This is a genomic window from Pseudomonas sp. L5B5 (assembly GCF_020520285.1).
Classification (GTDB): domain Bacteria; phylum Pseudomonadota; class Gammaproteobacteria; order Pseudomonadales; family Pseudomonadaceae; genus Aquipseudomonas.
The window spans coordinates 1,466,464-1,489,630 of record NZ_CP084742.1 but is presented as its reverse complement, the minus strand read 5'-3'; the positions used below and the strand labels follow the sequence as shown (position 1 = coordinate 1,489,630).

Below are 23,167 nucleotides of genomic sequence, written 5' to 3'. Positions count from 1 at the left end.
CATGAACCTGATTTTATTGCTGGTCGTGGTCGTCGTCGCGGGTGCGGTGCTCAGTGTGCAGGCGGCGATCAACGGCCGCCTGGGGCAGAGCGTGGGGGTGTTGCGCAGCAGCTTGCTGACCTTCGCCGTCGGTGCCCTGGTCACCTCGCTGCTGATCGTGTTTTTCCAGCCGCCCCAGGCCATGGGCCTGTTGCAGGCGCCCAAGTGGCAGCTCACTGGCGCGCTGTTCGGCGTGGTGTACATGCTGGTGATGGTTGGCGCGGTGCCCCGGGTGGGTACTGCCGTGGCGACGGTGGCGGTGATCCTCGGACAGCTGGGCATGGGCATGTTGATCGACCACTTCGGCTGGTTCGGCAACCCGGCCATGGTGCTCTCCGGCAACCGCCTCCTGGCGATGCTGTGCCTGGCCCTGGCCTTGCTGTTCATGTACCGCAGCAGCGTACGCCGTAGCTGACGGCTCAGGAGCCTTCCAGGCAGTTGGCGGCCACTTGCGCCACCTGGGCATCTTCGCCGGAGCGGACGCCGGACACGCCTACTGCGCCGACCACCTGGCCGTCCACGCGGATCGGTACGCCGCCTTCCAGGGAGGTCAGCAGCGGTGCCGAGAGAAAGGCACTGCGCCCGGCGTTGACCATGTCTTCGTAGGCCTTGGACTCGCGTCGGCCGAGGGCGGCGGTGCGGGCTTTCTCCAGGGCGATGTAGGCACTGATGGGCGCGCAGTCGTCCAGGCGCTCCAGGGCTAGGGGATGGCCACCGTCGTCGACCACGGCGATGCTCACCGCCCATTGCTGGCGGTGGGCCTCGGCCCGGGCGGCGGCGAGGATGCGGCTGACTTCGTCGTGACACAAGATGGCTTTGTGGTGCATGGCAGGCTCCATTGGGTTCAAGGGTTGAGAGTGGCGTCCAGCAGTTCGATCCAGTGCCGTACCGGGGTGCGCCCGGCGCCATCCAGGTGGCTCTGGCAGCCGATGTTGGCGGTGGCGATCACGTCCGGGCTGCCGCTTTCCAGGGCTCGCAGCTTGTCGTCACGCAGTTGCCGGGCCAGGGCGGGCTGGGTCAGCGAGTAGGTGCCGGCCGAGCCGCAGCACAGGTGGCCGTCGGGCACCGGGGTCAGGTTGAAACCCAGGCGTTGCAGCAGGTTTTCCACGGCGCCGCCCAGTTGCTGGGCATGCTGCAGGGTGCAGGGGCAATGGAACGCCAGGCGCTGACCGCTGCGCACTTGCAGCGCTGCCAGTGGTTCGGTCCGTACCACCTCCACCAGGTCCCGGGCCAGGCTGGCGACTTGCCGCGCCCTGGCGGCATAGGCCGGGTCGTCGGCCAGCAAATGCCCGTAGTCCTTGACGAAGGCACCGCAGCCACTGGCGGTCTGGACGATCGCCTCGACGCCTTGCTGCAGGTGCGGCCACCAGGCGTCGATATTCTGTCGCGCCCGCTGGCGGCCGTTCTCCTGGGCGTCGAGGTGGTAGTCCACGGCGCCGCAGCAACCGGCCTCGGCCACTGGTTGTACGCTGATGCCCAGGCGATCCAGGACCCGGCTCGCGGCGGCGTTGGTGTTGGGCGACAGCCCCGGTTGCACGCAGCCTTCGAGCAGCAGCACGCGCCGGGCATGGACCCTGGGCGGGCGCACGCCGGCGGCCGGCACCTGGCGCGGCAGCTTGTCTTGCAGGGCCCGGGGCAGCAGCGGGCGCAGGCGGCTGCCGCCCTGGACCAGCACCTTGAACAGCTGCGGATTGCCGGCCAGGGCGCGCAGGCCCTGGCGCAGCAGGCGCTGGCCGGGCGGGCGGGGCAGGGCGGCATCGACCACGGCCCGGCCGATGTCCAGCAGGTGGTGGTATTCGACACCCGATGGGCAGGTGGTTTCGCAGTTGCGGCACGACAGGCAGCGATCCAGGTGCAGTTGCGCCTGGTCTGTGACCGCCGCGCCCTCCAGTACCTGCTTGATCAGGTAGATGCGGCCGCGCGGGCCGTCCAGTTCATCGCCCTGCAACTGATAAGTGGGGCAGGTGGCATTGCAGAATCCGCAATGCACGCAACTGCGCAGGATGCGTTCGGCTTCGGCGGCCCGTGGCAACTGCCGGGCCTCGGGGCTGAGGGTGGTCTGCATGCTCTAGAACTCCGCGTAGAGACGGCCGGGGTTGAAGATCCCCTGGGGGTCCAGTTGTGCCTTGAGGCGCTGGTGGTAGTGCAGCAGGGTCGGCGCCAGGGGCTGGAACGGGCTGTCCAGCAGGCCGTGGCTGTAGCAACTGGCATGCCCGCCCACGGCGCCGACCACGCCGCGGATGCGCTCGGCGGGCGCGTCGGACCTGAGCCAGCGCTGGGCGCCACCCCAGTCCAGCAGTTGCTCGCCGGGCAGTTCCAGCGCCGGGGTGTTGTGCGGCACCGACAGCCGCCACAGCGGCAGGCCCGGGTCGAAGAACGCCAGCTGCTGCTCGTTGAGCCGGGTCCAGTAGACGTCGTCCAGCGGTTCGCCGCCGAGCCGGTCATGGGCGGCCGCCACCGAGCCTTCGCCACCCTCCAGGCGCAGGTGCAGGTGCCGGCCGTCATGGCAGGCGGCGCTGATGGGCAAGGGTTGCTGGCCCCATTCGGCGAGCCTGGCCAGGGCTCGCTCGGCGGGCATTTCCAGGCTCAGGCCCAGGCATTGGCGGGGCTTGGGCAGTACCTTGAGCGAGACCTCGGTCACCAGCCCCAGGCAGCCGAAGCTGCCGGCCATCAGCCGCGACAGGTCGTAGCCGGCGACGTTCTTCATCACTTCGCCGCCAAAACGCAGGTGCTGGCCGGTGCCGCTGATGATCCGGGTGCCCAGGACAAAGTCGCGCACCGCTCCGGCCCAGGGCCGGCGTGGTCCGGACAGGCCGCTGGCGAGCATGCCGCCCAGGGTGGCGCCGGCACCGAACGACGGCGGTTCGCAGGCCAGCATCTGGCCGGCGGCATCGAGCACGGCCTGCAGCTCGGCCAGCGGTGTGCCTGTACGCACGCTGACCACCAGCTCGGTGGGGTCGTAGCTGACGATGCCGCGGTGGACGCGGGTGTCGATGATCTCGCCGGCGCTGTCGCGGCCCAGGAAGGCCTTGCTGTTGGAGCCCTGGATGCGCAACGGCGTGCCGTTGCCCAGGGCCTGGCGCACCTGGTCCAGCAGGGCCTCGCTGGCGTCGAAAACGGTGGCGGTGACCATCAGAAGCGCTCCAGCTCGGGGAAGGGCAGTTGCCCGTGGTGAATGTGCATGGCGCCGAATTCGGCGCAGCGGTGCAAGGTCGGGATGTTCTTGCCGGGGTTGAGCAGGCCGTCGGGATCGAAGGCGCGCTTGACCCCATGGAACAGGCTCAACTCGTCGCCGTTGAACTGCACGCACATCTGGTTGATCTTCTCCCGGCCCACCCCGTGTTCGCCGGTGATGCTGCCACCCACTGCCACGCACAGTTCGAGGATCTTGCCGCCCAGGGCTTCGGCGCGTTCGAGTTCCCCGGGCTGGTTGGCGTCGAACAGGATCAGCGGGTGCATGTTGCCGTCGCCGGCATGGAATACGTTGGCCACCCGCAACTGATGCTCGGCGGCCAGCCGGGCGATGCCCTGCAGCACGGCGGGCAACTGGCGTCGAGGGATGGTGCCGTCCATGCAGTAGTAGTCCGGCGATAGCCGGCCCACCGCCGGGAAGGCATTCTTGCGACCGGCCCAGAACCGCACCCGCTCGGCTTCGTCGCGGGCCAGGCGCACCTCGCTGGCGCCGGACTGCAGCAACAGCTGGCGCACCCGTTCGCAGTCGTCATGGACATCGGCCTCGACCCCGTCCAGCTCGCACAGCAGCATGGCCTGGGCTTGTACCGGGTAGCCGGCGTGGATGAAGTCCTCGGCGGCACGGATCGCCAGGTTGTCCATCATCTCCAGGCCGCCGGGGATGATCCCCGCCGCGATGATCGCCGCCACGGCCTGGCCGGCGTGCTCCACCGAGTCGAAGGCGGCCAGCAGCACCTTGGCGACCTGCGGCTTGGGCAGCAGCTTGACCGTGACCTCGGTGATCACCCCCAGCAGGCCCTCGGAGCCGGTGAACAGCGCCAGCAGGTCGAAGCCTGGCGAATCGAGGGCCTCGCTGCCCAGGGTCAGGGGTTGGCCCTCGACGGTGAGCATCTGCACCTGCAGCAGGTTGTGCACGGTCAGGCCGTACTTCAGGCAATGCACGCCACCGGCGTTTTCCGCGACATTGCCGCCGATGGAGCAGGCGATCTGCGATGACGGGTCGGGGGCGTAGTACAGGTCGAAGGGCGCTGCGGCCTGGGAGATCGCCAGGTTGCGCACCCCGGGCTGGAGCCGGGCGCGGCGAGCGGCGGGATCGACCTGCAGGATGTCCTTGAAGCGCGCCATCACCAGCAGCAGGCCCTTTTCCAGGGGCAGGGCGCCGCCGGACAAGCCGGTGCCGGCGCCCCGGGCCACCACCGGCACGCGCTGTGCGTGGCAGATCTGCAAGATCCGTTGCACCTGGTCCAGGCGTCGGGGCAGGGCCACCAGCATCGGCGTGCTGCGGTAGGCGCTCAGGCCGTCGCATTCGTAGGGGTTGAGCTGCTCTTGGCGGTCCAGCAGTTCCAGGTCCGGCAACTGGCTGCGCAGGGCCTGGATCAGGCCCTGGCGGTCGACCTCGGGCAGGGCGCCGTCGAGGCGTTCATCATAGAGAATCGTCATGGGCGGCGAATGACCTTGTGTCGTTGTTATCAGGTCGCGACTGCATCACGCATGCCTTGCATCATTGGCCCGGGGCGCCTTAGTGTCCATGTGCGCCGGCAGTGGTCGAACCACTTTGTTTTTCGATAGTTACCGCAGGTTTCAATAAATCTGATTGATTTCAATTGCTTGTAGTCAGGATTGAAACCATCTGAACAACCCTTTGTAACTGGTCATACCAGCAGGAGGCGAGATGCAGGATCCAGCCGCGGGGCGGCGTTTGCAGGTGGCCGACGTGGTCTGTGCGCGGATCGAGCGGCTGATTGTCGACGGGGTGTTCAAGACCGGCCAGATGCTGCCTTCGGAGCGGCGCCTGACGGTCAAGCTGGGTGTGTCGCGCACGGCCCTGCGCGAGGGCCTGAAGCTGTTGCGCGCCCGGGGCATCATCGACACCGTTCAGGGCCGTGGCTCCCAGGTGGCACAACTGTCGGCTCCGGCAGCGCAATCGCCGTTGCTGCACCTGTTCAGCTCCCAGCCACGCACCCTCTACGACCTGCTGGAAGTGCGCGCCCTGCTGGAAGGCGAGTCGGCGCGGCTGGCGGCGCTGCGTGGTACCGAGGCGGATTTCGTGCTGATCGGTCGCAGCTACCAGGCCCTGCTGGACGCCCAGCACCAGGCGCTGGAGCCCGCAGCCCAGGCGCGCCTGGACCATGCCTTCCACCTGGCCATCTGTGAGGCTTCGCACAATCCCGTGCTGGTGCAGACCCTGGGTTCGCTCAATGGCCTGCTGCTCAATTCGGTGTTTGCCTCGGTCAACAACCTCTATCACCGACCCTTGCCCAAGCGTCAGATCGATCGCCAGCATGCGCGCTTGTACAACGCCGTGACCGGCCGTTTGCCGGAGCAGGCGCGCAAGGCTGCCCTGGCGCATATCCAGGGCATTGCCCGCAACCTGCAGGAGATCGAAGACGAAGAGCAGCGACTGGTACGGGCGACCCTGCGCCTGCAGGGCTGGGATTAGCATGGGACGCATGGCGCCGGGCGGCGCCATGCGCGTGGGGCCTAGACCGACGGGCGCCAGGTGACGTTCTGGATACCGAACTTTTCCGCCATGGGCCGGCTGGTCTTCTTCACTTGCTCGCGGCCGAACCGACCTATGCGGCCCACCCCGGCATCGCAACTGGCCCAGTGCCAGGCCTCGGCGTTGTCCATCTTCTCCTGGCGGATGATGAAGGACTTGGGGGTGCCGTGCAGGGTGTACTCGATGACGAAGAGTTTTGCGTTGTTCATAAAGCCTTGATTCCTCCCTGTGATCATTGAAGTGATCGCCCGGGGGCGGAAAAATTCACTCCAATTGCTTGGCCGAGGCATCAACGGTCGGGGGATCGCCGGCAGACCATCCGAATGGATGGACACGGCGAGCGTGAGTCTCGTTTTGAAGGGGTGATCCGGCCCGGAGGATGCTGGCGGCCATTTCGGTGGCTGGTTACCATGGAGGCCCGCCGTCCCGCCGCGACCTTGCCATGGCCCTAGCCGCACCCCCCGACCTGACCGACACTGCGATTCCCGTGCAGCCGCTGGCCCGCACCTATCCGCGCGGGCTGTTCATCGAACCCCACGAGCATGACTGGGGCCAGTTGCTGTATGCCATGAGCGGAGTGATGTGGGTCGAGACACCCCATGAGGCGCTGGTGGTGCCGCCGCAGCGGGCGGTCTGGCTGCCGCCCGGCGTGGTGCATGGCATTCGCGTGGTCAGTGACCTGCAGATGCGCAACATCTACCTGCGGCCCTCCCTGGCGGCGACCCTGGATGCCAGCGTCCAGGTATTGCAGGTGGACAGCCTGTTGCGCGAGTTGATCGTGCGCCTGGTGGAGCTCGATCCGCCGCAACCGGACTACTACGAGGCCCTGGTGGGCCTGGCCTTGCTGGAACTGCGGCGGGCCCGGCGCTCACAGTTGAAGATTGTCTTGCCCGATGCCGCCGACCGGCGCCTGGGTAGCCTGTGCCAGGCGGTGATGGCGGCGCCGTCCCTGGACATTTCCTTCGAGCAGCACGCCGAAGCGGCCGGGGCCAGCGTGCGTACCCTGGCGCGGTTGTTCAAGGAACGCCTGGGCCTGGGTTTCGCCGAGTGGCGACGCCAGGTGCAACTGGCCACCGCCGCGGCTGAACTGATCCAGGGCGTGCCGGTCAGCCGGATCGCCCGGGAGCTGGGGTATTCCCCCAGCAGCTTCAGCGACATGTTCCGTCGCGAGCTGGGTGTCGCGCCGTCCCAGTACGTCGCCGGCGAGCCCCTGGCCTGACTTGGCCGATAACCCGAAGCACTTGGCCGATGCCCCGGGCCTTCACTCCCTAGAATCCCCTCCATGGCTGTAGCCGTCGTCGATCCTGCGAGGCTGCGACGAGGCCCGCAGGACTTGCAGTGATCACGAGCCTGCCCGTGGCCCGCGTCCCCGCGCTGTCGCAGAACCTCCTGCGACCCTGAAAACACCACGGCCCCACGGAGTGAACCATGAACTACCTGATTTCCCTGGCGGCCGGCCTGCTGGTCGGGCTGCTTTACGGCGCCTTGCAGGTGCGCTCGCCAGCGCCGCCGGCCATCGCCCTGGTGGGCCTGCTGGGCATGCTCGGTGGCGAACAGTTGTGGCCTCTGGGCCGCCAGCTGGTCAGCCAGTGGCTGTCCTGAGCACTGACCTTCGATTTTTCCTGACTCTTGGAGCCCTTGATGAAAGCACTGCAATTTTCCGCCACCGGCGACCTCGCGGCCCTGCAACTGGTGGAGGTACCGACGCCGGTGCCCGGACCCGGCCAGGTGCTGGTAAGGATCAAGGCGGCTGGCCTGAACCCCAGCGATGTGAAGAATGTCCTCGGGCGTTTTCCCTATACCACGCTGCCACGGATTCCCGGACGGGATTTCGCCGGGGTGGTGGAGCAGGGGCCGGCGCAGATGATCGGGCAAGAGGTCTGGGGCACCGGCAGGGACCTGGGCTTTTTCGCCGACGGCAGCCATGCCCAGTACGTGGTGCTGTCGGCCAAGGGCGTGGCACTCAAGCCCAGGCACCTGAGCTTCGCCCAGGCCGCCAGCCTCGGCGTGCCCTATACCACGGCCTGGGATGCCCTGGAGCGCAGTGGTGTGATGGCGGGTACGCGGCTGCTGGTGATCGGTGGCGGAGCGGTGGCCACCGCAGCCCTGGCCCTGGCCAAGGTGCGCGGGGCGCAGATACTGGCGGCGGCGCGCCGGCCCGGACAGGTGCAGGCGCTGGAATCCCAGGGCTATCCGGCGTTGCCACTGGCGCAGCCGGACCACCTGGCGGCCCAGGTGGGCGAGCGGTACCCCGGTGGCGCCGAGGTGATCTTCGATACCACCGGTTTCTGGTTGCCGGCGGCGGTGCCGGCCCTGGCTGCGTTCGGTCGCATTGCCATCATCGCCGCGCCGGTGGATGGCCATGTGCAGTTGCCGGCCCTGGCCCTGTACCGCAAGGGTGGCTCGGTGGTGGGGATCAATTCGCTGTTGTATGGCGTCGAGGAGTGTGCGGCGATGCTGGAGCAGTTCGGCCGCTATTTCGATCAAGGATTGCTGCCATTGCCCGAGGGGTTGCTGGAGTCGCCGCTGGAGCAGGGGCTTGAGCGTTATGCCGAAATCAACCAGGGCGGCGGCGACAAGGTGGTCCTGATGCCTTGAGGCGGGCAGGGTCGGGGGGATTGCTGAAGGCCCTGCGGGCCTTGGCGCAGCTTCGCAAGCTCGGCAGCTGCTACAGGTTTGGCTTGGTGCAGTCGCTGCCGAACGGCCCGCAGGGCCGCGAGGGATCGCGGATGGTGAAGGCCCTGCGGGCCTTGGCGCAGCTTCGCGAGCTCAGCAGCGGCTACAGGTTTGGGTGGGGCCGATCACGGGATCATTGCGGGATGCCTTTTTCCCAGGCCGACCAGTTTTTGAGGATGTCCTGTACCAGCGGGTTGCCGGCCCGGTAGAGGTTTTCCAGGGCGGGTACGAAACCGCCCTGGTCGGCGTACTTGAGCAGGTTGTCCACTTCGCTTCCCCCCGGCGCCGGGCGGTCGAAATCGGAACCGGCGCGTAGTACCGCCAGGCGCTGGACATCCACCAGGCCTTCGCGGCTGGCCCGCAACAAGGCCTCGTAGGTGGAGTTGTCTTCCTGCTGGGTGGTGCAGTACACGCCCTTGTTGTCGGTCAGCAATCGGGTCCAGACCTCGGCCCGCTCGCTCAGCCGTGTCCCGGAGAACCAGGTGTTACCCGCCAGGGTGTCGCAGCGGGTGACCACTGGCGGCTGGTTGGCCGGGGCCTGGGGGTACTTCAGGCGCCAGGCCGCCGACTCCTTGCTTTCGCTCAAGGTCACCTGCTGGCTCAGGGCAAAAGCCTTGGCCTGGAGTTGCGGATTGAGCTCGAACACTTCGGTCTTGTAGTCCAGGGGCGGTTTCTCGTTGGGCCCCTTGGTGTTGATTCCCAGGTAGCCAGTGGGCCAGTCCTTGGGCGCATCGCGCGAGTCGAGCTCCCACTGGGTGCCGAACTCCACCAGGTAATGGGCCCAGGCGGTGGTACCGATGGTGCCCTGGTGCGGACTGATGCCGGCGATCCCGGCGATCAGGAAATAGCTCTTGCGCAGGTCGAACTTTGGCGACATCGCCAGGGCCAGGGTCGAGGCGGCAGCGTTGGTCTGGCCCATGCCGGTGGTCAGCAGGCACACCTGCCGGTCTTTGCTGCAACTGATGTCCGGATATTCCCCTGCCAGCCCTGGCACCCGGACCTTGTGCTTGAGTTCCAGGCGCTCGATCCAGTTCTGCGCCTCGGGGGCGAACATGCTGATCAGCACCACCTTGGGCTTGATCGGCGCCTCATTGGCCCAGGCCCCGCCGACCAGCAGCGCCCCAAGCCCCACTACCCACGACACTTTCTGCATGCCACGCATAACACCTCCATGATTGCCGTTGACCGGCGCTTATCCTGCTCGATCCAGGTTGCACCGTTGTGATCTTGCTGCTTGTAGCTTGAAACTTGCCGCTGTCGCTAAAACTGGTAGCCAACCCCGGCGTAGTAACCCCAGCCGTTGGAGCGGGCGCGGAATTCGCCATCACCGAAATTCAGCACGCTGCCGTCCTCCCAATTGCCGCCGTTGTGGAAGTAGCGGCCCACCAGAGTGAAGCGCAGGTGGGTGAAGGCGTATAGCAGCACGTTGGTGGCCACCGTGGCGTTGGCCGTGCGGGCCGGGTTGTCCTTGTGCAGGTCGGAGCCGAAATCGAAATTGGTGAAGCCGATGTAGGTCAGCGATGCGCCGTTGCTGAAGCTGTCGATGGGCACGATGTACTTGAGCTGGGCGCGGTAGCCGTCCCAGGAGTATTCGTTGCTGGCGCCATAGTTCTCCCATTGGTAGCGGCCATAGAAGTTGGCGGACAGGTTGACCCGCGAATGGGTGTCGATGTCGGTGCCCAGGCCGCTGTACAGGGTGTTGGCGCGGTTGGCGGTGCGGCTGCCGTGGTCGTAGATCCAGTCGAAGGCTATGTACCACTCCTTGATCGGGCCGATGGCCAGGCTGCGGCCGGCCAGGTAATCGATGGAGATGCGCGGTTCATGTTCCATGAACAGGGGCGAGCCATGATCCCAGATGCCCTTGTCGTGGCTGTTGCCGATATCGAGGATCTTCGGCAGGTCGATGTAGCCGTAGAGTTCGAACGGCCCCTTGCGCCCGAAGTACTCGTATTCCAGGTAGACGTCGTCCGCCGGGCGCGGGCCGAAGCTGATGTCCTTGCTGCCGATCAGCATCAGGTCCTGGTTGTACCAGTCCGAGAGGTAGGCACCGGGCTTGGCCGGCTGCACATCCTTGCTGAGGCTTTCGCCCTGGGCCGAATCATCCGCGGTGGCGGGCTGGGCCAGCAGGGCAGGGCTGAGTAATCCGGTAACGATGCCCAGTAGCAGGGAAACAGCGCGCTGAGGTGGCGGCGCAACGCGCCTGGAGGTGACGAGCATTGAAAATCCTTGTTCGTGCTGGAGTGGGGGCGAGTCCAGGTGATCATCGGCGAACAGCCGGTAAACCCGTGGCGCAAACGTTTGCATGTGCCGTACCAACTTGCCCTGTCGCAGGATCATGCAGGGCTGGGTCGGCAGTAAGGGCGGGACAGGAACGTGCACTGAAAGCGTGCAGATTGATGGGTGAATGTGTCCTGTAAATTTTTCAGAACACGGCTTATCGCGGTTTATCTATACGGATTGCCGCTTCTTAGGCGAAATTGGCTGAAGTTTATTACCAAGGTATTAATGCTATTTGATGGTGCGCCAGGGTTGGGCAAGCCTTTGAAGCTCGTCTAGGTTTCAGCCAGGGAAATTTAACCAACGGTCAGGTTTTATCGCGTAGATGCGGGCAGTAAAGGAATCCAGCGCTTCCGGGTAGTACGCGTTTTACGAGTTTCAAACCTGCTCTCAAGGAAGGAGCCGCACGTGAGCGCACGTCATGCCAGGGATATGTTCGCCAGTCTTTCGCCTTTGCCCCTGGCGATTCGCCTGGGCCTGGCGGGCCTGCTGTGGGGGCTGGCCAGCCCGGCTGCCATGGCCGCCTGCTCGCCGGCCAACCCCACGGCCGGCAGCATCGTCACCTGCAGCGGCAATGCCACGGCGATCCTCACCAACGCCTTCGCCACCTCGGCCGACGACCTGACGGTCAACGTCAGCAGTGGCGCAACCTTCAACTCGCTGCTTGGCGGCACGGCGATGAGCCTCACCGGCCACAACGTCACGCTGAACAACAGCGGCACCATCGACCCGTCCCTGCTCGGCCTGGTGACCCTGCTCAGCAACGGCGCGGTGATCGGCAACGGCAGCGCCGCGACGGTGAACATCAACAACGCCGCCAGCGGCACCCTCAACGGCACCTCGGGCATTCTCGGCCTGAACCTGGGCACGCTCAACGGCATGGCGCTGAATATCAACAACGGCGCAGGCGGCAGTACCACCATCGTCAACAACGGCAGCATCGGCACCTCGGCCTTGCTGGGCCTGACCCTGCTGTCCTCCGACGCGCCAGTGGTGGCGGTCCGGGGCGGTTCCCAGGTCAACATGACCAACAACGGCACCCTGGTGGGCCGGGTGGCGTTCCAGGCCTCGGCAGGCGGCAACAATTTCACCAATACCGGGCTGATCAGTGGCGGTGTCTCCCTGGGGGCCGGCAGCACCAACACCTTCACCGCGGTGACCGGCTCCTCGGTCAGCAGTGGCGGCGGGATCGGCATCAGCCTGGGCGGCCTGCTGGGGGTCGACCTGACGTTCGCGCCCACCGGGCAGATCGATGGTGGCTCCGGTGGCACCAATACCCTGTTGCTGCAGAACACCCTGGGGGTGGGCGGCGGCGTTACCGGCAGCGGCACCGTCTCCAGTGCCAACTACATCAACTTCAACAACCTGACCCTCAACAGCGGCACCTGGACCCTGCAGGGGCCGGTGGTGAGTGGCAACACCACGCTCAATGGCGGGGTAGCCCTGTACAACAACAGCGCCACCTTCGGCAGCGGCCTGTTGACCTCCAACGGAGGCGTGCTGCAGGCCAGCAGCGCCGGCCTGACCCTGAACAACCTGATCAGCCTCGGCGCGGGCGGCCTGACCCTCCAGGGCAGCAACGACACCACCCTGGCCGGGGTGATCTCCGGTGGGGGCGGGCTGGTCAAGTCCGGCACCGGGCAGTTGAGCCTCAATGGCGCCAACACCTACACCGGCAGCACCACCCTCAATGCCGGTACGGTCCAGCTGGGCAACAACCTGGCCTTCGGCGGTTCCACCGTGAGCCTGGGCGGCGCGGCCAGCTTGAGCACCCCGGGCACCATCAACCTGAACAACGCCTTTGTCCTGAACAATGCGTTGAGCACCAGTGGCGTCGGCGCTCTGACCTTGTCCGGCATCCTCAGCGGCAGCGCCGGGTTGACCAAGGGCGGCAGTGGCAGCCTGACCCTGAGCGGCAACAACGCGGGCTTCAGCGGCACCACCAGCCTCAACAGTGGCAGCCTGGTGCTGGGCAACGACAATGCCCTGGGCAGCGGCGTGCTCAGCGCAGCCGGCGGCACCACCCTGGACGCCAGTACTGCCATCAACCTGGGCAACTCCCTGGCCCTGGGTGGCAACCTCACGCTGGGTGGCAGCAATGCCCTGACCCTGGGCGGCATCATCAGCGGCGCTGGCGGCCTGATCAAGAATGGCAGCGCCAACCTGGTCCTCAATGGTGCCAATGCCTACCTGGGCAACACCGCTCTCAATGCCGGCACGCTGATCGTCGGGAATGCCGGCGCCCTGGGCAGCGGCACCCTCAACGCCGCGGCCGGCACCACCCTGGACGCCAATACCGCGCTGAGCCTGGCCAACAACCTGAACCTGGCGGGCAACCTGAATCTGGGCGGCAGCCAGAACCTGGGCCTGTCCGGGCAGATCAACGGAATCGGCGGGCTGGTCAAGAACGGTGGGGCGAGCCTGACCCTGTCCGGCAACAACGGCTACCTGGGCAATACCAACCTCAATGCCGGCTCGCTGATCCTGGGTAGCAACCTGGCCCTGGGCCTGGGCGTACTCAATGTCGCAGGCGGCACCACCCTGGACAGCAGTACCGCGGTATCACTGGGCAACACCCTGAACCTGGCCGGCAACCTCAACCTGGCCGGCAGCAATGCGCTGACCCTGGGCGGCACCGTCACCGGCACTGGCGGGCTGACCAAGAACGGCACGGCCGGCCTGACCCTCAATGGCAGCAACACCTACCAGGGTGGCACCTTGCTCAACGGCGGGACCCTGACCCTGGGCAACAGCGGTGCCCTGGGCAGCGGCGCCTTGACCGTGGGGGGCGCGGCGAACCTGGGGGCCAGCACCAGCCTGGACCTGCTCAATGCCATCGTGCTCAACGCCGACCTGACCCTGGACGGGCTCAACCCCTTGATCCTGGATGGCGACATCAGCGGCACCTTTGGCCTGGTCAAGAACGGTGGCGCCAACCTGACGCTCAACGGCAACAACAGTTACCAGGGCGGCACCTTGCTCAACGCTGGCAGCCTGACCCTGGGCAGTGCCACGGCCCTGGGCAGCGGCGCCTTGACCGTCGGCGGCGTCAGTTCGCTGAATGCCGGCAGTGCCCTGAGCATCGGCAATGCCATCAACCTCAACGCCGACCTGACCGTGGACGGCAGCAATGCCCTGAGCCTGGGAGGCACCATCGGCGGCGGCGCCGGGCTGATCAAGAGCGGCAGTTCCAGCCTGACCTTGAGCGGCACCAACACCTACCTGGGCGACACCGCGCTCAATGGCGGCACACTGATCCTGGGAGCCGACGGCGCCCTGGGCAGCGGTGCGCTGAATGCCGCCAACGGCACCAGCCTGGATGCCAGTACCGCGGTGAGTGTGGGCAACGCGGTGAACCTGGGGGGCAACCTGACGATCGCCGGCAGCAATGCCCTGACCCTGGGCGGGGTGATCGGCGGGCTCGGCGGCCTGATCAAGAATGGCAGTGCCGACCTGATCCTCAACGGTGCCAATGCCTACCTGGGCAATACCGCCCTGAACAGCGGCCGGCTGATCGTCGGCAATGCCAATGCGCTGGGCGGCGGTGCTCTGAATGCCGCCGCGGGCACCACCCTGGACAGCAGCAGCGCCTTGACCCTGGGCAACCAGCTGAACCTGGGCGGCGGGGTGAACATCGGCGGCAGCGCCGACCTGACCCTGGCCGGGGCGATCAATGGCGTGGGCAGCCTGGTCAAGAACGGGGCCGCCAACCTGACCCTGGACGGTCTCAATGCCTTCCTCGGCGGTGTCACACTCAATGCCGGGACCCTGACCCTGGGCAACAGCGGCGTACTGGGCAGCGGTGCACTGACCGTTGGCGGCGCCGCGACCCTGGACAGCGCCGCGGGCGTCAGCCTGGGCAACAACCTGACCCTCAATGCCAACCTGACCCTGGCCGGCAGCAACGACCTGACCCTGGGCGGGGTCATCGGCGGCACTGGGCAACTGATCAAGAATGGCGCCACCAACCTCACTCTGAACGGCATCAACACCTATCAGGGCGGCACCTTGCTCAACGCCGGTACCCTGACCCTGGGCAACAGCGGGGCCCTGGGCAGTGGCGCGCTGACCGTCGGTGCCGCCGCGACCCTGGACAACAGCACGCCGCTGTCTTTGGGCAACAACCTGACCCTCAACGCCGACCTGACCCTGGCCGGCAACAACAACCTGACCCTGGGCGGGGTGATCGACGGCAGCGGCGGGCTGATCAAGAACGGCCTGAGCGACCTCAGCCTGAGCGGTACCAACACCTTCACCGGCCCGCTGAACGTGCTGGCCGGCAGTGTGACCACACTTTCCAGCGGCGCCCTAGGCAACAGTTCCGGCGCCAGCGTCGGCGCTGGTGCGAGCCTCAACCTGGGAGCCAGTGCCAGCCTCGGCGGGCTGACCGGCAGCGGTTCGGTGCAGCTCAGCCCCGGGGTGGCACTGAGTGTCGGTGCCGGCAACGCCAGTTCACTGTTCAGCGGCGACCTCAGCGGCAACGGACAGTTGATCAAGACCGGCAGCGGCACCTTGACCCTCGGAGGCATCAATGGCCTGACCGGCAACAGCCTGGTCAGCGGCGGCACCCTGAAGGTCGATGGCTCCCTGGCCAGCGCTACGGTCAACGTTGCCAGCGGTGCGACCCTGACCGGCGGCGGTTCGCTGCTGGGAGCACTGGACGTGGCTTCCGGCGGGCACCTGGCGCTGAACTCGGGCAGTGCCTTGTCGGTGGGGTCGCTGGTGCTCAACAGCGGCGCCAACCTGGATGCCAACCTCGGCGCGCCGTCCACCACCTCACTGCTCAATGTCGGTGGCAACCTGACCCTGGGCGGCCAGCTCAATGTCAGCGATGCCGGTGGCTTTGGCGTCGGCGTCTATCGCCTGATCAACTACACCGGCAGCCTGGTGGACCTGGGACTGAACGTGGCCAGCGTGCCGGTGGGCTTCAACCTCGGCGACCTGGTGGTGCAGACCAGCGTCGGCAACCAGATCAACCTGCTGGTGTCGGGCACCGGCAGCAACATCCGTTTCTGGGATGGCAGCCAGACCACCGCCAATGGCGTGGTCGAGGGTGGCAGCGGCACCTGGGATTCGCTCGGCACCAACTGGACATCGGTCAACGGCTCCCTCAACCAGACCTGGGGCAGCGACTTCGCGGTGTTCCAGGGGGCGGCGGGCACTGTCACCGTGGCCGGGCCACAGAGTTTCACCGGTCTGCAGTTCGTCACCAACGGCTACAACCTGGTGGGTGGCGTTGGTGGTTCGCTGACGGCGGTCAATGGCAGCGGTGGCAACACCGCGATCCGCGTCGACCCGGCAGTGACCGCCACCGTTGGCGTGGCGATCAACGGCAGCGGCACCCTGGCCAAGCTCGACGGCGGCACCCTGGTGCTCAATGGCACCAACGGCTATAGCGGCGGCACCTCGTTGCAGGGCGGCACCCTGGTGGTGGGCAACAACAACGCCCTGGGCAGCGGTGCCCTGAGCACCGCCAACGGCACCACCCTGGACAGCAACGGCGCGGTCACCCTGGGCAATGCCGTGACCCTCGGCGGCGCACTGAACATCGCCGGTTCCAACGCCCTGACCCTGGGGGGCACGATCGGTGGCAGCGGCAGCCTGGTCAAGAACGGCAGCGCGAGCCTGACCCTGGGTGGCAACAACACCTACCTGGGGCCGACCGCACTCAATGCCGGTGGCCTGATCCTGGCCAGCAACACCGCACTGGGCGGTGGTGCATTGAACGCGGCGGCGGGCACCACACTGGATGCCAGCACCGCGGTCAGCGTGGCGAATGTCCTCAACCTGGCCGGCAACCTGGGCATCGGCGGCAGCGCCGACCTGACCCTGGGCGGCCTGGTCAATGGCGCGGGCAGCCTGACCAAGAACGGCGCGGCCAACCTGACCCTGAATGCCAACAACGGTTTCAGCGGCGGCACCCTGCTCAATGCCGGGACCCTGACCCTGGGCAACAACGGGGCCCTGGGCCTGGGCGCGTTGACGGTCGGCGGCGCCGCCACCCTGGATGGCAACAGCGCGCTGACCCTGGCCAATGCCATGACGCTCAATGCCAACCTGACCCTGGCCGGCAGCAACGATCTGACCCTGGGCGGGGTCGTCGGCGGCACCGGCCAGTTGATCAAGAACGGTGCGGGCAACCTGACCCTGGGCGGCGTCAACACCTACCAGGGCGGCACCTTGCTCAACGCCGGCACCCTGACCCTGGCCCAGGCCGCAGCCCTGGGCAGCGGGGCGCTCACCGTGGGTGGCACGGCGACCCTGGCCAACACTGCGCCGCTGGTGCTGAACAACAACCTGAACGTCAATGCCGGGCTGACCCTGGCGGGCAACAACGACCTGACCCTGGGCGGCGTCATCGCCGGCACCGGGACCTTGACCAAGAGCGGTGCGGCCAACCTGACCCTGAATGGCAACAACAGCTTCAGCGGCCTGTTCGATGTGCTGTCCGGCAGCCTGATCACCCAGGGCAGCGGGGCCCTGGGCAGCAATGCCGGGGTCAATCTCGGCACAGGTGCCAACCTCGACCTTGGCGCCTCGGCCAGTCTCGCCAGCCTCAGTGGCAGCGGCGCGGTGACCCTTGGCAGCGGCACGGCCCTGACCCTGGGAGGCACCAACCTGGGCGGCACCTTCGCCGGCAGCCTGGGCGGCAGCGGCGAATTGATCAAGGTCGGCAGCGGCACGCTCAATCTCACCGGCAACAGTGCCCTGAGCGGCAACACCCAGGTCAATGGCGGCACGTTGAACCTCAGTGGCTCGCTGGCCAGTGCCACGGTCACGGTCAACAGCGGCGCGACCCTGGCCGGTAACGGCAGCCTGGGCGGCGCGCTCAACGTCACCGATGGCGGGCACCTGGCCTTGAGCTCGGGCAATACCCTGTCGGTGGGTTCGCTGGTGCTGGGCGCCAACGCCAATCTGGACGTGGGCCTCGGCGTGCCGGTCAATGGTGGCGGCAACGCCCTGGTGAACGTCGGCGGCAACCTGACCCTGGACGGCACCCTGAGCGTCAGCGATATCGGCGGCTTCGGCAGCGGCGTCTATCGCCTGATCAACTACAACGGGGCCCTGACCGACAACGGCCTGAACCTCGGCACCTTGCCGGGCAGCGTGGTCCCGGGCGACCTGCAACTGCAGACTGCGGTGGGCAACCAGGTCAACCTGCTGGTCAGTGCGCCCAATACCACCGTGCTGTTCTGGGACGGCTCGCAGACCGTGGGCAACGGGGTGATCGAGGGCGGTTCCGGCACCTGGGGCAGCGGCACCAGCAACTGGACCTCGGTGGATGGCAGCCTGAACCAGGCCTGGGGCAGCAGCTTCGCGGTGTTCCAAGGCAATGCCGGCACCGTGACGGTGAACGGCACCCAGAATCTCACCGGCATGCAGTTCGTCACCGACGGCTACAACCTGGTGGGCGGCGCGGGCGGGGCGCTGAACCTGGTCAATGGTGGCACCGGCAATACCGCAGTGCGGGTCGATCCCAACGCCACTGCCACCCTGGGCGTGGCGCTCACGGGTGCCGGCACCCTGGCCAAGCTCGACAGCGGCACCCTGGTACTCAATGGCGCCAACAGCTACAGCGGCGGCACTTCCTTGCAGGGCGGCACGCTGGTAGTAGGCAACAACAGTGCCCTGGGCAGCGGCGCCCTGGGCACCGCCAACGGCACCACCCTGGACAGCAACGGCGCGGTCAGCCTGGGCAATGCCGTGACCTTGGGCGGCGCACTGAACATCGCCGGCTCCAACGCCCTGACCCTGGGCGGGGTGGTCGGTGGCAGTGGCAGCCTGGTCAAGAATGGCAATGCCAGCCTGACCCTCAATGGCGCCAACACCTATCAGGGCGGCACCGTCCTCAACGCCGGGCAACTGGTCCTGGGCAACAACAGCGCCCTGGGCAGCGGCGTCCTGGCGGTGGGCGGCAATGCCCAGCTCGACAGTCCGACAGCCCTGCAACTGGCCAACGCCATCACCCTGGGCGCCCAGCTGAACCTGGCCAACCAGCAGGCCCTGACCCTCAGCGGCGCGATCGGCGGCAATGGCTCGCTGGTCAAGAGCGGCGCCGGCGACTTGCTGCTCAGTGGCGCCAACACCTACAGCGGCGGCACCACCCTGAGCGCGGGCACTACCCGGGGCGATGCCGGCAGCCTGCAAGGTTCGATCCTCAACAACGCCGCGCTGATGTTCCAGCAGAACAGCAATGGCACCTACGCTGGCAACCTCAGTGGCAATGGCACCCTGGTCAAGCAGGGCAGCGGTACGCTGCTGCTGACCGGCAACAACAGCTTTACCGGCACCACCCAGGTCCAGGCCGGCTCGCTGCTGGTTGATGGCAGCCTGGCCAGCAGCTCTGTGCAGGTGGCCAACGGCGCCAGCATTGGCGGCAGCGGCCAGCTGGGCGGCACCCTGCAGCTTGACGATGGCGCCAGCCTCAAGGCCGGCGGCAGTGCCACGCCGCTGTCGGTGGGCGGCCTGGGGCTGTCTTCCGGGACCAGCCTGGACTTCACCCTCGGGCAGGCCACTGGCTCCACGACAGTGGTCAATGTGGCGGGAGACCTGACCCTGGACGGCACCTTGAACATCACCGACGCCGGGGGCTTCGGCGTGGGGGTCTACCAGCTGTTCCGCTACGGCGGCACCCTGACCAACAACGGGCTGAGCTACGGCAGCCTGCCGGGCAGCGTCCTGCCCGGTGCGCTGAGCCTGCAAACGGCCCTGGCCAATCAGGTCAACCTGCTGGTGCAGGGCGCTCCCGGCCAGGTGCAGTTCTGGAACGGTGGCCAGACCACGGCCAACGGCAGCATCACCGGCGGCAGCGGAACCTGGGGTGGCTCGACCAACTGGACCGACCCCACCGGTACCCAGACCCAGGGCGCGGGCAACCAGTTCGTGATCTTTGGCGGTCAGGGCGGCACTGTGACTGTGGAGGGCAACCAGAGCTTCACCGGCTTGCAGGTTCTGGACAACGGCTACAACTTCGTCGCCGGCAGCAACGGCAGCCTGAGCCCCATCAATGGTAGCGACGGCAGCCTGGCCAAGGTACGGATCAATGGCGGCGTGACCACCCAGATCGACGCGCCGCTGGTGGGCAGTGGCGGTATCGAGAAGACCGATGCCGGGGTGCTGCTGCTGACTGGCGCCAACACCTACACCGGCGGCACTACCGTCAGTGGCGGCACCCTGGCGGGCAACACCACCAGCCTGCAGGGCCGGATGCTGGTCAACGCGCGGATGCTGTTCCTGCAGAACAGCAATGGCGTGCTCAATGGCGTGCTCAGTGGCACCGGCACCGTGGTCAAGCAAGGCGCGGGGCTGCTGCTGATCGACGGCACCCAGCCGTTCAGCGGCACCCTGGCAGTGGAGCAGGGCACCGTGCAGATCGGTTCAGCCCCGGCCTCGCTGGCCGGCCAGGTAGTGGTCAGCAACGGCGCCGCCTTGCAAGGCAATGGCAGTGTCGGTGCCCTGGTCAACAATGGCCTGGTGAGCTCCGGCGGGCCGATCGGCAAGCTGGCGGTCACCGGCAACTTCAGCAACGGCAGCACCGGAACCCTGCAACTGACACCGACCTCGGCCACGAGCCCGGCGTTGCAAGTGGGTGGCAGCGCCAACCTGGCGGGCAACCTGCAAGTCACCGGCCTGAACTACGGCGCCGCCAGCACCAGCTACTCGCTGATCAACGCCGGCGGCGGCATCACGGGCACCTTTAGCAGCAGCAACCTGCCGCAGCTGGTGTTCTTCGACACCTCGCTGGTGTATGGCGCCAACCAGGTGGACCTGAACGTCAACCGCAACCAGACCAGCTTCGTCGACGTCGCCCAGACGTCCAACCAGCGCGCGGTGGCGGCGGCCCTGGGCGCCTATTCGGGAGATGACGACGACCCGGCCGACCAGTTGAACAACCAGATCCTCGGTCTCGATCGCGCCGGGGCAGTGGATGCGTTCAACAGCCTGTCCGGGGAGATCCACGCCAGCACCGTCAGTGCCTTGCTGGAGGACTCGCGGTATGTGCGCGATGCCCTCAACGACCGGATGCGCCAGCCTGGCTGCGGCAGTGGCGAGGATGACCCGCGGCAGGTCCTGGCCAGCCGCGAGAACCGCCTGAGCAGCAGTGGCTGTCATGGCGAAATGGTCGGCTGGATGCGCGTGCTCGGCACCTGGGGCGAGATGGCCGGCAACAGCAATACCGCCAAGCTGGACCGCAACCTGTCGGGCTTCATGCTCGGCAGCGACCGCCAACTGGACGACACCTGGCGTGCCGGGGTGGCTGCCGGCTACACCCGCAGCGACCTTTCGGCCCATCGGCGACAGTCCGATGCCAAGGTCGACAGCACTCACCTGGGCGCCTACCTCAACTCCCAGTTCGACGCCGTGGCCGTGCGTTTGGGGGCGGCGTACAGCTGGCACCGGATCGAGACCAAGCGCGACGTCAATGTCGGCAGCTACAGCGACCGGCTCAAGGCCCACTACAACGCCCGTAGCGCCCAGGTGTTCGGTGAGGTCGGTTATGCCATGGACACCGCGGGTGTGGCCCTGGAACCGTTCGTGGGGCTGTCCTACGTCAACTACGACAGCAACACCGGCAAGGAAAAGGGCGGCGCTGCGGCGCTCAAGGCCAAGTCCAGCCAGGACGTGACCTTCTCCACCGTCGGCGTACGGGCTGGCAAGCGCATCACCCTGGGTAACGGCCAGCAGCTCACCCCACGAGTAGCCCTGGGCTGGCGCCATGCCTACGGCGACACCAAGCCCGATGCCGACCTGACCTTCATCGATGGCGGCACTTCGTTCACTACCCAGGGCGTGCCGATCGCCAAGGACAGCGCCCTGCTGGAGGCGGGCCTGGACTACCAGGTCACCCCGGCCGGCAAGTTGGGCATCGGTTACTCGGGACAGGTGTCCGGGCAAACCAGGGACCATGCCATGACCCTCAACTTCACCCTCGGTTTCTGACTCGGACCAGGGATTGCAGCCGCCCGCATGGGCGGCTTTTTTTATGCCTCACCCCTCCCATACGGCGCCCGCGATAGCCGTGCCGACGCCGGTCGGCGAACGCCAGGCCGCCTGGGTAGGGGCCCGTTTGTAACGGAGAGTCGCAGTGGGCTGGCCATTACCTTACGGAATACACGCCGGCATCTTTTCTATTATCCAGTAATGACGACCCTGGCTAGGATCTGGGCAGCCTGACGGCCGTTGTCGCCGTCCCGGCGCCACAACAATAAATGCCGAGGGATAGTCATGAGCAGTTCCACGCCCTGTAGCCTGGACCAGGTCCAGCAGTTGGACGCGTCCGACCCACTGGCTTTTTGTCGCCAGCGCTTTGCCTTGCCGCAACACAAGATCTACCTGGACGGCAATTCCCTGGGGGCAATGCCAGCCCATGTGCCCGCGCGAATCGAGCGTGTCCTCAAGGAGGAGTGGGCCCAGGGACTGATCAATTCCTGGAACGATGCCGACTGGTACCCCGCGCCGCAACGTACCGGCGCACGCATCGCGCACCTGATTGGCGCCCGGGAGCATGAAGTGATCGTGGCCGACTCGACCTCGATCAACCTGTTCAAGGTGCTGGTCGCGGCCTTGCGCATGCAGCCGCAACGTCGGCTGATCCTGGCGGAAAACGGCAATTTCCCCACTGACGTCTACATCGCCCAGGGTGTTTCGGAACTGACCGGCTGCCTGTTGCAGTGCGTCGATCCAGAGCAGGTCATGGAGGCGCTGAGTGAAGAGGTGGCCGTGCTCTCGCTGACCCATGTCAACTTCAAGTCCGGCCGCCGCTACGATATGGCGGCCATTACCGCCCGGGCCCATGAGCTGGGGGTGCTGGTGGTCTGGGACCTGTGCCATTCCGCCGGAGCCATGCCGGTCCAACTGAATGCGGCGGGTGCCGATTTTGCCGTGGGTTGCGGCTACAAGTACCTCAATGGCGGACCCGGTGCTCCAGCGTTCGTCTTTGTTGCCGAACGCCATATCCCGCATCTGCGCCAACCGCTGACAGGTTGGCATGGCCATGCCAGACCCTTCGATTTCACCCCTGAGTACCAGCCGCACCCGACCCTGGACAGGATGCTGGTGGGCACGGCGCCACAGCTTGGAGTGCTGGCCCTGGAGGCGGCCCTGGAAGCGTTCGATGGGGTCGACCTGCAGGCGTTGCGCGCCAAGAGCGTGGCCCTGACCGAACTGTTCATCAGCCTCTGCGACCAGCAGTTGCAGGGGCTTGGCGTAACGCTGTGCAGCCCAAGGCAGGCCGAGCAGCGTGGCAGCCAGGTCTCCCTGAGCCACCCCCAGGCCTATCCGGTCATGCAGGCCCTGATCGCCCGGGGCATCGTCGGTGACTTCCGGGCACCGGACATCCTGCGTTTCGGCTTTGCGCCGCTGTACAACCGCTATCGGGAGGTGTGGGAGTGCGTGAGCGCACTGCGGGAAATCCTGGTGAGCGGCGAGTGGGACCAGCCGCAGTTCCTGGCCCGTAAATCGGTGACCTGAACCTCAGTGCCT

The 23,167-nt window shown here is 66.8% G+C and carries 14 protein-coding genes; 7 read left to right on the top strand and 7 right to left on the bottom strand.

Translation table 11 applies throughout. The annotated features are described in order from the left end of the window. The first annotated feature begins 1 nt into the window (after window position 1). Window positions 2-454 (top strand): DMT family transporter, encoded by a 453-nt coding sequence (locus LGQ10_RS06650; protein ID WP_226525039.1) that lies wholly within the window; start codon window positions 2-4, stop codon window positions 452-454. Window positions 455-458: 4 nt separating this feature from the next. On the opposite strand, the gene LGQ10_RS06645 is transcribed toward LGQ10_RS06650, so the two are convergent. The 4 genes from LGQ10_RS06645 to glcD are packed head-to-tail and all read right to left on the bottom strand — an operon-like array spanning window position 459 to window position 4,671. Continuing rightward, complete coding sequence (locus LGQ10_RS06645) at window positions 459-866, bottom strand: heme-binding protein (RefSeq protein ID WP_058434760.1); 408 nt, start codon at window positions 864-866, stop codon at window positions 459-461. 17 nt (window positions 867-883) lie between these two features. Further along, window positions 884-2,104, bottom strand: coding sequence for a glycolate oxidase subunit GlcF (gene glcF, locus LGQ10_RS06640; RefSeq protein WP_226525038.1), 1,221 nt, complete (start codon window positions 2,102-2,104; stop codon window positions 884-886). A 3-nt stretch (window positions 2,105-2,107) separates the two neighbouring features. Beyond that, the gene (gene glcE, locus LGQ10_RS06635) at window positions 2,108-3,172 is read right to left on the bottom strand and encodes a glycolate oxidase subunit GlcE (protein ID WP_226525037.1); all 1,065 of its coding nucleotides are present in this window, start codon (window positions 3,170-3,172) and stop codon (window positions 2,108-2,110) included. Continuing rightward, on the bottom strand, window positions 3,172-4,671 hold the full coding sequence (gene glcD, locus LGQ10_RS06630) for a glycolate oxidase subunit GlcD (protein WP_226525036.1): 1,500 nt from the start codon (window positions 4,669-4,671) through the stop codon (window positions 3,172-3,174). The genes glcE and glcD overlap by 1 nt, the downstream gene beginning before the upstream one ends. A gap of 232 nt (window positions 4,672-4,903) precedes the next feature. Here glcD and glcC point away from each other — a divergent pair, with 232 nt between their 5' ends. Then, window positions 4,904-5,671 (top strand): transcriptional regulator GlcC, encoded by a 768-nt coding sequence (glcC, locus tag LGQ10_RS06625; RefSeq protein WP_226525035.1) that lies wholly within the window; start codon window positions 4,904-4,906, stop codon window positions 5,669-5,671. Window positions 5,672-5,712: 41 nt separating this feature from the next. Here glcC and LGQ10_RS06620 read toward each other — a convergent pair whose 3' ends face one another. Beyond that, the gene (locus tag LGQ10_RS06620) at window positions 5,713-5,940 is read right to left on the bottom strand and encodes a DUF6555 family protein (RefSeq protein ID WP_226525034.1); all 228 of its coding nucleotides are present in this window, start codon (window positions 5,938-5,940) and stop codon (window positions 5,713-5,715) included. A 233-nt stretch (window positions 5,941-6,173) separates the two neighbouring features. On the opposite strand from LGQ10_RS06620, the gene LGQ10_RS06615 reads away from it, so the two are divergent. The 3 genes from LGQ10_RS06615 to LGQ10_RS06605 all read left to right on the top strand — a co-directional run bounded on the left by LGQ10_RS06615 (window position 6,174) and on the right by LGQ10_RS06605 (window position 8,329). Then, window positions 6,174-6,950 carry an AraC family transcriptional regulator gene (locus tag LGQ10_RS06615; RefSeq protein WP_058433366.1) on the top strand — a complete coding sequence of 259 codons (777 nt, stop codon included), beginning with the start codon at window positions 6,174-6,176 and terminating at the stop codon, window positions 6,948-6,950. Between the two features lie 209 nt (window positions 6,951-7,159). Then, on the top strand, window positions 7,160-7,333 hold the full coding sequence (locus LGQ10_RS06610; RefSeq protein ID WP_226525033.1) for a DUF1427 family protein: 174 nt from the start codon (window positions 7,160-7,162) through the stop codon (window positions 7,331-7,333). Between the two features lie 39 nt (window positions 7,334-7,372). Further along, window positions 7,373-8,329, top strand: a complete 957-nt coding sequence (locus tag LGQ10_RS06605) for a quinone oxidoreductase family protein (protein WP_226525032.1) — start codon at window positions 7,373-7,375, stop codon at window positions 8,327-8,329. A 211-nt stretch (window positions 8,330-8,540) separates the two neighbouring features. Here LGQ10_RS06605 and LGQ10_RS06600 read toward each other — a convergent pair whose 3' ends face one another. Together LGQ10_RS06600 and LGQ10_RS06595 are read right to left on the bottom strand one after the other, a co-directional pair. Further along, complete coding sequence (locus tag LGQ10_RS06600; protein ID WP_226525031.1) at window positions 8,541-9,569, bottom strand: purine-nucleoside phosphorylase; 1,029 nt, start codon at window positions 9,567-9,569, stop codon at window positions 8,541-8,543. 98 nt (window positions 9,570-9,667) lie between these two features. After that, window positions 9,668-10,624, bottom strand: a complete 957-nt coding sequence (locus LGQ10_RS06595) for a nucleoside-specific channel-forming protein Tsx (RefSeq protein WP_058433363.1) — start codon at window positions 10,622-10,624, stop codon at window positions 9,668-9,670. 468 nt (window positions 10,625-11,092) lie between these two features. On the opposite strand from LGQ10_RS06595, the gene LGQ10_RS06590 reads away from it, so the two are divergent. Continuing rightward, window positions 11,093-21,625, top strand: a complete 10,533-nt coding sequence (locus LGQ10_RS06590; protein WP_413247587.1) for an autotransporter-associated beta strand repeat-containing protein — start codon at window positions 11,093-11,095, stop codon at window positions 21,623-21,625. A gap of 285 nt (window positions 21,626-21,910) precedes the next feature. Then, window positions 21,911-23,155 carry a kynureninase gene (gene kynU / locus LGQ10_RS06585; protein ID WP_226525030.1) on the top strand — a complete coding sequence of 415 codons (1,245 nt, stop codon included), beginning with the start codon at window positions 21,911-21,913 and terminating at the stop codon, window positions 23,153-23,155. The last annotated feature ends 12 nt before the right edge of the window (window positions 23,156-23,167 follow it).

Excerpts from the sequence above, each read along its gene's own strand:
- LGQ10_RS06595 (WP_058433363.1), bottom strand. The coding sequence starts at position 10,624 with ATGCTCGTCACCTCCAGGCGCGTTGCGCCGCCACCTCAGCGCGCTGTT.
- glcD (WP_226525036.1), bottom strand. The coding sequence starts at position 4,671 with ATGACGATTCTCTATGATGAACGCCTCGACGGCGCCCTGCCCGAGGTC.
- LGQ10_RS06610 (WP_226525033.1), top strand. The coding sequence starts at position 7,160 with ATGAACTACCTGATTTCCCTGGCGGCCGGCCTGCTGGTCGGGCTGCTT.
- LGQ10_RS06615 (WP_058433366.1), top strand. The coding sequence starts at position 6,174 with ATGGCCCTAGCCGCACCCCCCGACCTGACCGACACTGCGATTCCCGTG.
- kynU (WP_226525030.1), top strand. The coding sequence starts at position 21,911 with ATGAGCAGTTCCACGCCCTGTAGCCTGGACCAGGTCCAGCAGTTGGAC.
- LGQ10_RS06645 (WP_058434760.1), bottom strand. The coding sequence starts at position 866 with ATGCACCACAAAGCCATCTTGTGTCACGACGAAGTCAGCCGCATCCTC.
- glcF (WP_226525038.1), bottom strand. The coding sequence starts at position 2,104 with ATGCAGACCACCCTCAGCCCCGAGGCCCGGCAGTTGCCACGGGCCGCC.
- LGQ10_RS06605 (WP_226525032.1), top strand. The coding sequence starts at position 7,373 with ATGAAAGCACTGCAATTTTCCGCCACCGGCGACCTCGCGGCCCTGCAA.
- glcC (WP_226525035.1), top strand. The coding sequence starts at position 4,904 with ATGCAGGATCCAGCCGCGGGGCGGCGTTTGCAGGTGGCCGACGTGGTC.
- LGQ10_RS06620 (WP_226525034.1), bottom strand. The coding sequence starts at position 5,940 with ATGAACAACGCAAAACTCTTCGTCATCGAGTACACCCTGCACGGCACC.
- LGQ10_RS06650 (WP_226525039.1), top strand. The coding sequence starts at position 2 with ATGAACCTGATTTTATTGCTGGTCGTGGTCGTCGTCGCGGGTGCGGTG.
- LGQ10_RS06600 (WP_226525031.1), bottom strand. The coding sequence starts at position 9,569 with ATGCGTGGCATGCAGAAAGTGTCGTGGGTAGTGGGGCTTGGGGCGCTG.
- glcE (WP_226525037.1), bottom strand. The coding sequence starts at position 3,172 with ATGGTCACCGCCACCGTTTTCGACGCCAGCGAGGCCCTGCTGGACCAG.